We start from the raw sequence: 14,374 nt of genomic DNA, 5'->3' as shown, positions 1-14,374 counted from the left end.
GGGAATAGCCACGGAAACAGCGAACATGAGCGAAACCGGGAAGAGCGCCAATGAAAATGCGATTCCAAGCCTGAACATATCGCGCCAGTCCGGCGCCTGTCGCAGAAAACGCGGGGGAAGCGACACAAGCCAGCCAATCGTGAGCGGCACGCCCCAGACGATTCATGCCTCGTCCAGTCGCTACAGGCATGGCACGCCAAACACCCCGAACTATTCACGAAAGAGGTATACAATATCATGGGTCTTGACAGGCCGTGCCGCCCGCCGGCGATGCATACACGTCCCCACCTCGTCGCCACCACGACCGGGAACTCACGCCCGTGCAGAATCCATATGTCATGGGGCTGTTGTTCCCCGGCCGGAACCGGCAAACGGATGGCCCTCCATCGAGCGGTCGACGGTCGCGTCGTCGCCTTTCTCCCGGCGCATCGCGCACATCATTCGGGGAGGAACCTGCCGATGGCGATGTTGTGCAGCGGGATGTCGATGCCGCCGCCGCTGGCCGGCTTCTGCAGCCGCAGATCGAGGTCGACGAAGCCGCCGTCGAGTGCGGCGTCGATGCGGCGGGGCACATAGTGGAGCAGTTCGATCATTCGCCGCGCCCGCTGCAGCTCGGGGTTGGCGCCGTGGCGGTCGAGCCGATCGATCAGCAACAGCGGCACGCCGCTGCCGATCTCCGGCAGGCTGATCCGTCCGCGCAGTCGGCCCTCGGCCAGTTCGGCGGAGGCGAAGAGCGAGAAGCGGCCGTGGCGATCGGGATGCACCTCGGCCAGGTCGGCATCGATCAGGGTGTAGCGCCCGACGCAGCGGGCCAGCCGGCCGGCCGGGCCGCCAGCCCGCTCCGAGAGCGCGCAGTCGATCACGCCGCCGTGTCTCCCGCCGAGGGGGGCGGCCCCCTTCGGCATCAGCGTCAGGTGGCCGTCGCGCCATGCGACGGCGGCCTCGAAATCGCCGAGCGCCGCCCCCCGCAGCCGCACGCCCCGGACGGCGAGCCGCCCCCCATGCCGCGGCGGCGCGGAAGAGCGACCGAGCAGCGCGGCGAGCGGCGGCGGGGGAGCCTTGGCCAACGGAAGCAGCGGGCGGTTGCGCGGCAGGCGCTGGTGCAGCGGCAGCCGCAGCGCGATTCCATCCAGCGTCGCAGCGCCCAGCCGCAGCGCGCCGCCGTGCAGGGTGAGGTTGCCGTCGATCCGCCAGAAGGCGGCATTGCGCTTCAGCCCCCAGCTCAGGGTTGCCGTCAGCGGCCGCCCGTCGGAGGCGATCTCCGCCGTGGCCGGGAGCAGCCGGCGCCAGGCCAGCAGATCCGGCAGGGTGAGGCTGCCGCGGGCGGTGAGCGGCCGGTCGGCTTGCCACGGAAGGCGCGCGCCGTCGCATTCGAGGGAGAAGGCGCCGGGCAGGGTGAGGCTTAGGCGGTGCAGCGCGAGCAGGCTGCGCGCGACGGCGCCCTCGGCGTAGAGATCGATGCTCCCGCCGTCGAGCGGTGCGGGCAGCCCCTGCGGCGTGACGGTGCCGGCCACTTTCCAGCGCAGCCGCTGCGGCGCCCTCTGCTCGATGGTCCAGTGGCTGTCGCTGTTCAGCCGCAGGGGGGAGTGCGACGGCGGTCGGAGGGTGAGCCGACGACGCGCCTGCAGGGTGACCGTCGGCCTCTGCCCGTGCCAGGCGACGGCGATCCGTGCCGCACCTTCGTCGTGCCAGGGGAAGGGGGCGGCGCCGTCGACGGCCAGGTGCGCCAGCCGGAGCGTGGCGGTGCGGTCGGCGGGGCGGGCGGTGAGGCGACCGTCTGCTCTCAGTCGCACGGCGGCCTCCGGCAGGTGGAGGGCGATGCGGTCGAGATCGGCCGTCAGCCGGTTGCGCTCGAATCGAACCTCCGCCCCCAGCCGACCGGAGAGGGGCTGCGCGCTGCGCCAGCGGGGCGGCATCCGTGCCGTCTCCCAGGAGAGCGTCGCGGTCAGCGCCAGCAATCGGGCGGCGGGCCGGGCTAAGCCGGCCAGCTCCAGCGTGGCGAAGGGGGTCTCGATCCGCCCCCGGTGGAGGGCGAGGGCCGTTCCGTCCGGCTGCAGCGTGCCGTCGAGCGTCAGCCGCCAGGGGAGGGGGGATCCCTCCGCCGGATCGAGCATCTGACGCCCCTCGGCGGACCAGCCGATCCGGCCGTCGGCGGTGGCGCGAAGCCGCAGGTCGAGCCCGCCGCGGGCGGCGACGACGGCAAGCCGGCGGGCCATCGTGGGGGGCAGCGCCGGGGTGGTATGACGATCAATCCGGTAGTGCAGCCGCAGCGTGCCCGTCGGCGGGGCGCCCGACAGGATGGTGAGGCGGCCGCGCAGGGTGGCGGGAGGGGTGGTGATACGGATCGTATCGAGCGTGACGGAGGCCTCATCCGGGTCGATGACGGCGTGCAGCCCGGCCGTGCCGTCGAAGGGGAGCTGCGGCACCCGCCAGCGGTTGATCCGCAGCGAGATCGATGCCCCCCGCCGGGCGGAGAGATCCAGCCGCAACCGGCCGCGCGCCTGCAGCGCCGGGCCGGTCACGCGCAGCCGCCGCACGAGGACGGTACGCACGATCCGCTCCAGCCACGGCGGCGCTCCCCACCCGCCGGCGGTCGTCCTCCCCGCCATCCCCCCGCCCAGCCGCTCCGGAGCGGGAAGGCGCAGCCCGGCCTCGCCGATGATCAGCCGGCGCGTGGCGCGCTGGTAGTCGATCCGGTGCAGCTCCAGCCGGATCCCACCCAGCTTGAGGGTGAGCTGCGGCAGGGCGAACCCCTCTTGCCACGAGAAACGCTCGATCGGCCGGTAGGCGAGTGTGATCCCGACCTGGCGGGCGGCCAGCGGCAGCAGGTGGAGGCGCACCGCATCGATGTTGAGCAGCGTCGCCGGCATGGCCAGCGGCAGGAGGAGCAGCAGGAGCAGGGCGGCCGCGACGAGCGGCGATCGGCGGCGGCGCCGTGGCGCCGCGGGGGCGGGGTCGCGCGGCGGATCAGTGTCGGTGGGGGAGGGCACCGGTCACGGCTGACGGTGCGGAGCGGGTTGTCGTGCCTTCGTGGGATCCGCTTCGGTCAGGCTGCGGTTCCACTCCATCCAGCGGGCGGTGAACCCCTCGTGCGCGTCGATGTCGCGGATGCGCCAGCCACCGTTGCGGTCGACCACGATCTGCTGCATGCGTCCGACGAGCCGGACCCACTGGTGGAGGGTGATCTCGCGCGGGCCGGCGACCTCGCGCGGGCCGGCGATCGCCCCCCCGCCGGCCGCGGCGGGGGAGGGGGCGCCGCGCACCTCCACCTTGCCCCGGTAGACATTGAGCGTGGTGGTGCCCTCCTCGTCGGCATGGACACTGAAGATGGTGCCGCGGACGGTGGCGCGGGCCGCCTTGCTGGAGAGGTCGAAGCTGGACTCCTCGCCCAGTTCGTCGACCTCGGCCCAGAGATCCCCCTCCTCGAGGGTCAACGCGCTCACCGTCCGCTCCCCTTCGGCGAAGACCGCGGAGAAGTCGACCAGCGAGTTGGGGCCGAGACGGATGGTCTGCTTGCCTCGATGGAGGGTGACCTCGGCCAGCGACGCCGCGCGGGTGCGCACCCGGTCGCCGGAGGCGACGGGATCCCTGCGCGCCAACCGGCGCCAGTCGCCCTGCTGTCGGTGCTGCTTGTCCGCCTTGCCCTTGAGCACCGTCACCACGCCCGGCGCCGGTGCCGCAGAGGCCAGCCCCGGCAGCAGCAGGAGGGCGGCGAGCAGGAGCAGGGCCGGCCGCGCCCTACAACGGCTCCGCCCACCCGCCTGGTTCCGTCCGTGCTCCATGAGCGGGGCGCCACAGCCCCCGCTCGGGCGCGGATGCCGGCGTCTCGCGAAGCACCCCTTCACGACGCTGACGCGCGACCCCATCAGTCCATCACCACGATGACGGCGGCGTGGTCGAGGAAGCCCTTGGCGATCAGCTCCTTCAGGCGGGCGGATGCCTCCTTGCCCAGCACCAGCGCGGTGCGGGTCTTCCCCCAGGTACGCAGCGCCTTGAGCACCAGCGGCCGCTCCCCCACGCGGGGGTGCTTCTGGGCCATCATCAGGTCGCGCATGAAGAGCGAGATCAGCACGCCGTGGCGGGCCGCCTCCCGGCGCACCCGGGCGTCGGGGTAGAGCACCCCGCCGCGCAGTTGGATGATTTTGGGCGACATCGAGGGGATGAAGTTGGAGCCGCGGGCATCGATGACCAGCCCGGTCGGCGCTCCCTCGGCGGCGATCGCGCCCCAGCGGTCGCGGTGGTCACCCAGCCACTTCTCGATGCGCGTCAGCCGCAGGTCGAGCTTGCGCAGCTCGTCCTGCCAGCTCGGTGCCACGGGTGCGGTCGCCGCCGCCACCGGCGGGATGAGCCAGTCGGCGGCGGCCGGCACGATCCGGCCGATCCAGCGCCGGAGTGCGCCGTTGCGACCCTGGTCGCGCTCCATGCCGTAGACCGCGCTGGCGATCGACCCCTGCAGCGGCATGCGCATGGTCACCTCGCACGAGCCGTCGGGCAGCAGCCGGCGTGCGACGACGCGGCTGCCGGCGCGCAGGGTTCCGCTGACCGAGCTCTGCACCAGGTCGCTCTCCACCATGGCGTCGCGGATCAGGGTTCTGCCGTCGATGCGCACCCCCTTGGTGCTCTCCAGCAGGTTGCGTTGGGCGTCCACCTTGGCGGCCCTGCAGGCGAGGGCGTTGCGCCTGGCCTGGAAGCGCGCCCGCTCCGGCGGCACCCCGATCCCCCGCGCCTCGACGGTGGCCCGGGTCCAGTTGATCCCCCCCTCGGTGCCGGTCATCTCGATGTAGTCGGCTTCAGGCTGTGCGGCGGCGCAGGGGAGGGGGAGTGCCGCCGACAGCAGCAGCAGCGAAAGCAGGGGCAGGGGATTCCGGGCCGGTCCATTGCCCGGGCGGCGACCGAGGCGCGCCCCTTGCGACCGCGCCTTGCCCGACCGCCCGGCGCAACAGGCGCGTGCCTGCGCAAGCCCCGCCCTTGCGCGGCACGCCGGCGCCGCGATGAGGGCCTCACGCGGAGCGATCATGGCTGTGCTCCGCTGTAGTCGACATCCCCCAGGATGGTGGTCGGCCCGGCCGGCGGCCGCCAGCGATTGCCGGTGGCGTCGATGCGGTAGACCGAGCCGTTCTGGAGGTGGAACGGCTGGTTGTCGTGCAGCAGGTTGCCGTGGAGCACCGGCTGCGCCCGGCCGGAGACCACCACCGCGCCGGAGGAGGCGCCGGCGATCTCGTTCTCCAGGATCTGCGGCCGGCTCACCCCCTGGATGTCGAAGGCCGAATAGCGGCTGTCGATGATGCGACAGCGGTGGATGCGCGGCGCGCCGGCCTGGATGGTGAAGGCGATGGCCGCCTGCGCGATGGTGGCCTGTTCGATCACCACCGGGGCGGTGCCGGCCAGGGTGATTCCCCGCCCTCCCTGCAGCCGGATCGGTGCCGTGCTGGTGCCGGCCATGCGCAGCGTACCCTCGATCCTCAGCGCCCCCTGGTCGCCGGCGACGATCGAGACGCCGGGCTCGACCAGCAGCACCCCGTCCGGAGCGACCCGCAGCGGCTGCTGCAGCCGGAAGGGGCCGTCGGCGGCCCGCAACACATGGAGGCCGTGCAGCTCGCCCCCCAGCGGGGAGGCGAGCGGGGCGGCCTCGGCGAAGCGGGGGTCGGGCAGCAGCCGGGCCGGGACGGTGACCGCCTCACCCCGGTTGCCGGCGAGATCGATGGCCGCCACCCGGTAGTAGTAGGTGGCGAAGGGGCGCACGGCCCGGTCGGTGAAGCGCGCATCCTTGCTGCGACCGATCGGGGTGAAGGGGCCGAGAGCGTGGTCGGCGCGGGCGACGGCGAAGGCGTAGATGTCCCGGTCGGGTGAGCGCCACTGCAACCGGATCGCCTCGCCGGTGGCGGTGGCGGTGAGCCCCTCCACCGGCGCCGGCGGCTGGTTGTCGATGGTGATCAACCCGAGGGGGGAGACCTGGCTGCTCTCGAGGCCGTTGTCGTCGGCCAGCACCCCGGTTAGCGCCGCCTGCCGGATGTTCACCTTCGGCGGGATGGTGATCTCCGCGCTGTAGAACCCCTTCGGCTCCTCACGCAGGTCGAAGCTTCGCCACCCCTCGATGCGGACGAACCCCTTCCGGTTGGGGTCGCCCTCCATCGCCACCTTCAACCGGTCGCCGTAGTGCAGGATGCGGCCGACGCCGTCGTGCACCACCTGGAGGATGCGCGGCGGCGCCACCGAGCCCATCCGCGGCGGCATCGGGATTTTGGGGATCAGTTCGCGGGCCAGGTCGTCGGCGGCGCGGTACATGTTGACCTCGCGCAGGTGGGCGGCGGCGGTGAGGGCGTTGAGGATCAGCCCGACCGGGGTCATCGAGACCCCCCCGGCGTGGGTGCGCACCGTATCCTCGCCGCGCCAGACCTCGCGGCCGTCGCGGGCGACCAGCCGCAGCCGCACGCCGACCGCGATCTGGGCGTAGATGCCGAGATAGATGCGGTCGAAGTGGGTGATCTCACCGTAGAGTACCCCGTCGACCCCCAGGGTGTCGGCGAGCTTGCCGGTATCCACCTGCTCGATCGCCGCCGGGTCGCTCCAGCCTGCCGCGGCCAGCCGCTGGTCGACATCGTGCAGATGGGGCAGGCGGTAGTTGCGGGTGGAGAGGTGGTTGAAGATGGTCTTGCGCATGATGTCGAAGGCCTCGTCCGCCTTGGTCCGGTTGAGGAACGGCAGCACCGCCACCCGCTCGGGCAGCTCGACCTTCGGTGCCCCCGGCGTGGTCGGTGCCGGCTCGCTCTTCTGGCTCGATGTGGAGAGGGACGGCATGGCGACGAAGCCGCTTTTGCCGGCGGCGGCGCAGCCGCCGAGGAGGCCGACGGCGAGCAGCAGCGCGCAGAGGCGCGTTGCGTCACGGCCGCGGGTGGGGGGCTCCTCCAGGGGGCGGTCGGTGGCGTGGGGTTCGGACGGGTGGATCATGGTCGTTTCCATCGCAAAGGATCCCTCCGTGGAGCCGGCGGCTGCTGCCAGCAAGCGACCGGTTTGCGCGGCCCTCCCTGGCCGCGGACGGCATGACGCGAAGCGGTCATTCGTTTCCGTTCAGCCGGCGGTCCCGTTCGAGATTCCAGCGGATCCAGGGATCGCCCATTTGCCGCGCCATTTCCATAGCGGCGGGACGGCCCGGGGTGCCGTCGGCGGTGATGTGGAGCCGTTGCATCGATTTCAGCACCAGCAGCCAGTCGTGGAGGGAGACCTCCCGCGGTGGGGCGATCTCGCGCGGAGCGGCGATCTCCCTCGGCGGGCGGACGGCGCCCGTCGTGGGCACCCCCTGCTCCACCCGGTCGGCACGTGACGGGGAGGCGATCCCCACGCTGCCGGTGAAGAGGCGCACATCGACGCTGCGGTCGGGGGCGACGGCGGTGTCGAAGCGGGTGCCGCGCACGCCGAGCACCGCCGTGCCGGTGGCGATGCGGTAGTGGCGGATCCCGGAGAGGGCCTTGCGCACCGACGACCAGGCATGGCCGCGCAGCAGGCGGAGCAGCACTCCGCCGCGCTCCGCCGGGGCGAGGGTATCGAGCCGGATACGGGCGGGGGCCTTCAGTCGCAGTCGGCTTCGATCCGGCAGGGTGAGCTCGAGGCGTCCCTCCGCGGATGGGACCATGCGTACCTCCGCCCCGCGGCCGATCCGGTCGTGCAGGGCGAGCGGCCGCCAGGCGGCGGCGGTATCGGGGCGAACCTCCGCTGCTCCCTGCAGCAGGGAGACCACTGCGACTCCACCAGGCATCGGAGCGGCATGTGCGGCGGAAGCAAGGGCGAGGGCGAGGGCCGCCGCTCCCGCACGCCAACCGCCGGGCAGGCGGGGGCGGCCGATCTCCATGCCGCGCTCTACTCAAGCAGTGCCTTCAGCACGCTGCGCAACCCCTGCTTGCGTTGCTGCAACCGCAACTTGATCTGTTGGATACGGTTGTCGATTCCGGGGTAGCCGGGGGCCAGGCTTCGCGTCATGAGGAACTGGTCGAGGGCGCGGTCGAGATCCCCCGGCTGGCCGCGGTGGGCGAGGAGGTTCCCCATCAGGTAGTGGAGCTCGGGCGACGAGGGGCAGATCTCCTCCGCCTTGACCAGCAACCGGTAGGCGACATTGGGCGCATAGGTGAGCTTGGCCTTGGAGATCAGCTTCCGCGCCCGCCGGGGGCAGGGGCGCCTCGCCGCCTGGGGGACGGGCTTCCGGGGCAGGGCCGGCCGCGCCGCCGGCGCGGCGGGAGCAGGATCGGGCGGATTCTCGCTCACCCGGGTCATGACGATGGGGACGGTCATGTCGCTCTTCTGCAACACCACCTGCTGGGTGATCGGCTGGTAGCCGGCCGCCTCGACCCGGATGGTGTAGCGCCCGGGAGGGAGCGCGATGCCAGGGACGTAACGGGCATCGACCCCCTGCAGCGTGACGGTGGCGTAACCGGGTGTCGGGGTGACGTAGAGGTGGACCTTACGCCGGGGTGGCTCCCCCCCGTCGTCTGCTTTGGCGGCATCCGGGGCGTTTGCCGGCCCGCTGGAGAGCCCCTGCGGCGGCATCTTTCCCTTGACCACCGCGCGGATGTCGTAGAAGTAGCCGCTCTCGCCGATCATCCCCTTGTCGACCACCTCGGTGCGGATCAGCGTGGCCTGCACCCGGGAGCGCACTTCGTCGCGGGTCAGCTCCATATCCTTCATCTCGGTCAGCGAGTCGATCACCACGGCGCTGCCCTTTTCCACCGCGTTGCGCTTGGCCTCCTCCAAGGCCATCTGCCTGCACACCTTGATGCTGTAGTCGCCGCAACTGACTTCCCCGTGCGCGGTGACGGTCTGTTCGCGTTCGATTCGTCGGCGCAGCGCCTCCTGCCGGGCGGCGCGCGCCTGCATCTCCAGCTCGCCCATCTGCTCCTTGAGCCGTTCGAGGGTGGCGGCCGCCCCGCGGATCTTGCCCTGGCCGAGCGTGATCGCCTCTTCCAGGGAGAGGCGCTCCTGACGGGCGTTCTTATAGGCGCTCAGCTGCTGCTGGTAGCGCTCTCTGGCGTTCTCGGTGGAGATGCTCGGATCGTCGTGGGCGAGCGCCTCCAACTGCTGCAGCTTGGCCAGCGCCTCATCCTTCTTCTCACGCAGCCGCTGCTCCTTGCCGCGGCGGATGTCGAGCTCCGCCTCCTGGATGCGCAGCCGGTCCTGGGCGGCGCCGATCATCTGCTCCTGTTCCTGGATCGCCTGGCGCAGATCGCGTATCTGGTCCTCGATGTCGCGTATCGCCAGCTCGCCTTCGTTGTAGTGGTGTCCGGTGGGCGGAGGACTCTTCTTCCGCGCCGGTGGTGGCACAGGATGCAGCGCCTCCTCCCGCGCCTTTGGGGATGGCGCCGGACCGTCGCCGGCGGATGATGCGGCGATTGTCATCGTGTGGTGCGGTTTGCGCTCCTTCTGCTCCTTTGGCTCCCTTTGCGTGGCAACGACCGGCGCGGCGGGGTTGGGAGGGGCCTCCTCCGCCATCAGCCGGTCGAGCCGCTTCTGGTAGCGGCGGGCGATCGCCCGCATCCCGACGGCGTTGTAGAGGCGGACCATCAGCGCCAGCGCCTGCCGGTTGTCGGGCTGCTCCCGCAACACCTGCTTGAGGTATTTCTCCGCCGCCTGCTTGCCCTGCTCCACATAGATCTCCGCGGCCTTGAGCCTCCAGCGGATGGCGTTGTCGGCATCGACGTCGGCGAGCTTGTTGTAGACCGGCACCGCATCGATTGGCGAGCCCAACTGTTTGTAGACCCGGGCAAGGCCGATGAGCGCCCGCACGTTCCCCTTGTCCAGCATCACCGCATGGCGGTAGCTGGTACGCGCCTTGCGGAACTGTCGCTGCAGTTCGTAGAAGAGGCCGTAGAGGCGGTAGACGTCGGCGTTGAGCCGATCGGTGCGCTTGGCCCGTTCGAGCAGCGATCGGGCACGATCCCACTGCTGCTTGTCGAGCCGCTGCTGCACCTGCTTGAGCAGCAGATCGACCTCCCCGGCGGCGGCCGATCCCCACGGCGTCGTGAAGAGGAGGGCGCATACCAGCAGGGCGGAGATCCCCAGATCGCGCAACCGGGCGGCGGAGCGGTGGGGGGCGCGGAGAAGAGCGGCGCCCGGCGGCGGGGGAGGTGAGGGCGGGCGCGCCCCGCCCGCCCGGCGTTCATATCGTCGTGAGGGCGTCATTGGTGATTCCATCGCAAAAAGTCCGTCCGTGGACTTTTTGCTTGACGGCGATCGCAGAGCGCGCTCTTCGATCGCCTTACAAAACCGCCGCTTGCATGTGCAAGCTCCGGTTTTGCGCGGCCGTCCTGGCCGCGGATGACGACTTCTTGCGAAGTCGTCATCGCTCCCATGCCCGATAGCGCGCCATCCGGTTGCGGACCAGCACCACGTAGTCGCGTGTCTCCGGGTAGGGGAGGCGGGTGCGCAGTTGTTGGAAGACCTGATCGGGACGCATGCGGTTGATGCGGGCCGCCGCCCGCTGGATGTTGCGGCTGCCCGGGATGAAGGCGCGCGCCACGTTGCCGCCTCCGGTGTTGTAGGCGGCGATGGTGCAGAAGAGCCGGCTTTGCGGATCCCGGATTCGGCGCATCTCCCTGCTCTGCAGCAAGGCGAGGTAGGCGGTGCCGAGCGCGATGTTGTGATCCGGGTCGTAGAGGTATTCGGGAGTGACGATTTTATCCTCTCCGTAAACCTTCCGGTAGGCGTCGCGCGCGCCGGTGCGGGGGACCAGTTGCATCAGCCCGAAGGCGGGGACGTTGGAGCGGGCCATCGGGTTGAAGGCGCTCTCCGTTTCGATCACACCGAAGACCAAGGCGGCGGGCAGCCCCCAGCGGGCGGCATTGGCCTCCACCTGCGGACGGAACCGCTCCGCCCGCCGGAGCATGTGGTCCGGCGGCAGCGGCAGGGTGAGCGAGACCATCCCCTTCTCCCCGGCGGGGGTCTGGATCCGTTTGCGCCGGATCGTCGCCCGGGCGGCGATCCGGCGGGCGAAGGCGGCGGCGTTGTCCGCGTCCACCGGCGTGCCGTCGGTGGTCTTCAACTCCCCTGCGAGCGGCAGGATCGGCCGATGGGAGGTGGCGGCGCCGGGCGGAGCTGGGACTTCGAGCAGCGGATCCTCACGCGCCGGACGGGCGATGGCGGCGGCCAGCCGGTCGGCCAGCCGGCGCCGGATCTGCGATTCGTCCGCAGGTTTCTTCCCCTCCAGCAGCAGGTCGACCTCGACCTTGCCCCGTTCGAAATCGACAGTGGTGCGGCTGCGATGGTCCGCTCCATAGCTGACCCACTTCTTCCTGCCCGGCAGTCGGGACTGCTCCGCACCCCAGATCGCCTCGATCTCCGCCTTGTAGCGGGCGAAGGCGCGTTGCTGCGCCTCGGTGTAGGCGCGCCAGGCTTGCTCCTGCGCGGCGAAGGCGGCATCGGCCTGCTGCTGCAGCCGGCCGAAGGCTGTGGCCGCCTCCCGGTTCAGTCGGTCGAAGGCGGCCTCGGCCGCCCGCTGCGTCTCATCGACCGCGTCGGCGGAGCGCGGCGCAGGCAGGGCGGTGAGGGCGATGAGCAGCATGGCGCAACGCGCCTGGAGGCGATGCATCCGCGCGGTACGGATGTGGGGGGCGGCGCCTCCCGCGGGGTTCATTCGCTCCGTGGCAGGGCGCCCAGCCGGTTGAGCAGCAGCAACAGATCGACGCCGCGCACCGGACGGTCACCGGCGAATGCTCCGGTCAGCGGGTCGGGCGGGGCCATCAGCCCGCGGGAGACGGCGAGGAAGGCGGCGTTGAAGGCGTAGTGGTTGGACGAGAGGTCGGGGAAGGGGCTGGGCACGCCGACGAAGGCGCGGTGGAGCTCATCATCGCCGGTGGCCGAGACCAGATACTCCTCGGCCAACCGGGCCAGCTCGAAGCGGGTGACCGGCCGATCGGGATGGAACGCCCCCCGGGCGTCAGGCTCGATGGCGTCGATCTGCAGGTTGAGCAGGGTGTCGATGGCCGAGGCGAAGGGGCTGTTCCGTGCATCGTCGGGGAGGGGGCGGTGCTGTTTCCGGCGGGGAAAGCGCTGCTGGATCCGGAGCCGGTCGACCAGCACCGCCGCCAGGGTGGCGCGGTCGACACTCGGACGCTCGGCCAACTCTGCGATCGCCCCTTTGCCGCCGGCGGCTGCCGCCTCCTGACGCAGCATGGCCAGCAGCTCGCGGGTGGCGGTCAACGCCGCCGGCCCGCCGATGGCGATCGCCTCGCTGTAGTGCTTCCGCGCCGCCGACCGCTTGCCGCCGTCGCGCATGGCGCGGGCGATCCAGAGCTGGAGGTCGGCCTCTTGCGGGGCGATCTTCCTGGCCTTGAAGAAGGCCTCCTTGGCGCTGCGCAGCCAGTGTTTCGGCTTGAAGGTGACCGCGTACTCCAGCCGGGCGCGCAGCAGGGCCAGCTTCTGCTGCTTGCCCTTCTGCCGGTCGTCGGCCTCCTCCAGCGCCTGACGCGCCTCGGCCTCCCTCTTGAGCCGGATCAGGCTGACCGCCTTGCCCAGCCAACCGGCGAAGCCCTGCCCGTCGCGGGCGATGGCCGCCTCGTATTCGGCAAGGGCCCGGGCGGGCTGATGGTCGGCCAGGTAGCGGTCGGCGGCGGCAAGATGGAAGCGGGCGCTGTCGAGGGCGGGGTCGGCGTCGGCGTGGAGCGGTGGAACGAGCAGCAGCAGCAACAGGAGCGATCGAACGGCGGGGAGGATGGCGTGGCCGGCGGCGGAATGGAGGAGCTGCACGGGTGGCTCCTAGAGGACGATGACCACGCGGGCCTGACGCAACACCCGGCTGAGTCCCGGAGTGCGGTCGAGGCGGTCGGCATCGTCGCTGCTGATCACCACGTCGCCGATGTCCTGTACCTTGACCCCCTTGACCACCATCGGCCGGGCACCGGCACGCGGCATGGCGCGGGCGTGCTCCAGCGAGCGGTCGTAGGCGGCGAGATCACCCCCCTGCTGCGGGTCGACGACCAGCGCCGAGTAGAGCACGCGGCCCCGGGTATCGACGATCTTCGGCGCGAGCGCCGGGCGCAGCCCCAGCCCCCGCGCATCGATGATCAGGCCGGTGATCGCATTCTGCTCCGCCCCGTCGCCCGACGGCGGAGGGGAAAGGGGGCGCGGTCGGGCGCCCGCCTCGCGTTCAAGCCTCTTGCTGACCATTTGGGCGACCGGCGGGGCCACCGAGCCGCGGTAGTTGACCGCCATCTCCACCTCCACCGATCCATCTTCGTAGTAGTGGGGCGCCCCGACCATCGAGGCGTTGTGCACCACCCCCTGCATGCTCGTGTGTACCGCATCGCTTTCGACCGCGGCATCCTTCATCAGGGTCTGCGCTTCGACCCGAACGCCCTGCATCTGCTCGAGCAGGTTGCGCAGCGCATCGACCTTGGCGGCGCGAACGGCCATCGCCCGGGCCCGGGCGGGGAACTTGAGGTAGCGCTTGGGCGGGACGCCGATCCCCCGGGCATGGATCTCGCCCTTGGTCCAGTTGATCGAGCCGTTGGCGTTCTGCTCGATGTAGTCCTCGGCCGGTGCGATCGCGGGGGTCAGCAGCAGAGAGAAGGCGATCAACAGCAGGGCGGGAATGGTCGGGGCAAGGGGCGATGCCATGCCGCGGAGATTCGCGGTCGCCGCCGCGCCGCCTCCTCTCCCGCGAGGGGTGTGCGGTGTATTCGAAGTCGTGGCGGTGTGGTGCATGGTCGCGATCCTCCTCCCTCCCGGTGTGCGGGCGATGTCATCGAGGCTGCCTGCATCCTTGCACGCAGGCCGTCAGTGTACGGTGCGCAGATCCGATGTCGCACGATGTCGCTGCCCGTTTCGTCCGAAGCGGTTCAGGCAGCCGCGACACATGGGTTTGCACACCCCGCCCCCGAACGGTGCCACCGATTGCGAGGTTGTCCAGTACCCAATTCAGGGGATGATGGTTTCGCAGGAAACCCATGATTCAGGGGAAACCATCGTTGCATGGCGAACGATCGTTCGCTATACTTCCGGCATGGGCAGGCACACGGACGACGATCGCCTCGGCATGCTGCGCGAGTATGTGGCCGAGCATGGCCTGATCCCCTCCTATGCCGCCATGGGTCGGCTACTGGGTTTCCGTTCCAAGGCCGGCGTGGCCAGGTTCGTGGATCGGATGGTGGCGCGCGGCATGCTGCGCAAGCTGCCGGGCGGAAGGCTCGCACCCACCGCCGCCTTCTTCGCCCGGCCCATCGTGGGCCACAGCCCGGCAGGCTTCCCCTCCCCCGCCGACGAGCTGCTCGAGGACGCCATCACCATCGACGACTACCTGGTGGATCACCCTTCCCGCACCGTGCTGGTGCTGGTCAGCGGCGACTCGATGATCGGCGCCGGCATCCACGACGGCGACTATCTGGTCGTCGAG

The 14,374-nt window shown here is 71.0% G+C and carries 10 protein-coding genes; 1 reads left to right on the top strand and 9 read right to left on the bottom strand.

Going from position 1 to position 14,374, the window contains the following annotated elements:
• Positions 1-437 precede the first annotated feature (437 nt).
• From D6682_02455 to D6682_02415, 9 genes are all read right to left on the bottom strand, one after another.
• Positions 438-2,990, bottom strand: a complete 2,553-nt coding sequence (locus tag D6682_02455) for a hypothetical protein (protein ID RMH52196.1) — start codon at positions 2,988-2,990, stop codon at positions 438-440.
• Between the two features lie 3 nt (positions 2,991-2,993).
• A complete protein-coding gene (locus D6682_02450) occupies positions 2,994-3,866 on the bottom strand; it encodes a hypothetical protein (GenBank protein RMH52195.1) in 873 nt (290 codons plus the stop codon).
• The gene (locus D6682_02445) at positions 3,866-5,017 is read right to left on the bottom strand and encodes a hypothetical protein (GenBank protein RMH52194.1); all 1,152 of its coding nucleotides are present in this window, start codon (positions 5,015-5,017) and stop codon (positions 3,866-3,868) included. The genes D6682_02450 and D6682_02445 overlap by 1 nt, the downstream gene beginning before the upstream one ends.
• Positions 5,014-6,960, bottom strand: coding sequence for a hypothetical protein (locus D6682_02440; GenBank protein RMH52193.1), 1,947 nt, complete (start codon positions 6,958-6,960; stop codon positions 5,014-5,016). Before D6682_02440 ends, D6682_02445 begins: the two co-directional genes overlap by 4 nt.
• Before the next feature lie 94 nt (positions 6,961-7,054).
• Complete coding sequence (locus tag D6682_02435; protein ID RMH52192.1) at positions 7,055-7,846, bottom strand: hypothetical protein; 792 nt, start codon at positions 7,844-7,846, stop codon at positions 7,055-7,057.
• Between the two features lie 8 nt (positions 7,847-7,854).
• Positions 7,855-10,056, bottom strand: coding sequence for a hypothetical protein (locus tag D6682_02430; GenBank protein RMH52191.1), 2,202 nt, complete (start codon positions 10,054-10,056; stop codon positions 7,855-7,857).
• A 268-nt stretch (positions 10,057-10,324) separates the two neighbouring features.
• Positions 10,325-11,617 carry a DUF3393 domain-containing protein gene (locus D6682_02425; protein ID RMH52190.1) on the bottom strand — a complete coding sequence of 431 codons (1,293 nt, stop codon included), beginning with the start codon at positions 11,615-11,617 and terminating at the stop codon, positions 10,325-10,327.
• Positions 11,614-12,729, bottom strand: a complete 1,116-nt coding sequence (locus tag D6682_02420) for a hypothetical protein (GenBank protein RMH52189.1) — start codon at positions 12,727-12,729, stop codon at positions 11,614-11,616. The genes D6682_02425 and D6682_02420 overlap by 4 nt, the downstream gene beginning before the upstream one ends.
• Positions 12,730-12,738: 9 nt before the next feature.
• The gene (locus D6682_02415; protein RMH52188.1) at positions 12,739-13,560 is read right to left on the bottom strand and encodes a hypothetical protein; all 822 of its coding nucleotides are present in this window, start codon (positions 13,558-13,560) and stop codon (positions 12,739-12,741) included.
• Between the two features lie 424 nt (positions 13,561-13,984).
• Between D6682_02415 and D6682_02410 the strand changes: the two genes are divergently transcribed.
• A partial coding sequence (locus D6682_02410; GenBank protein ID RMH52187.1) for a LexA family transcriptional regulator occupies positions 13,985-14,374 on the top strand: 390 nt, incomplete at its 3' end.

Source organism: Zetaproteobacteria bacterium (assembly GCA_003696765.1).
In the GTDB taxonomy this organism is placed as follows: domain Bacteria; phylum Pseudomonadota; class Zetaproteobacteria; order Mariprofundales; family J009; genus RFFX01.
This window is presented reverse-complemented; position numbering and strand designations above follow the sequence as displayed.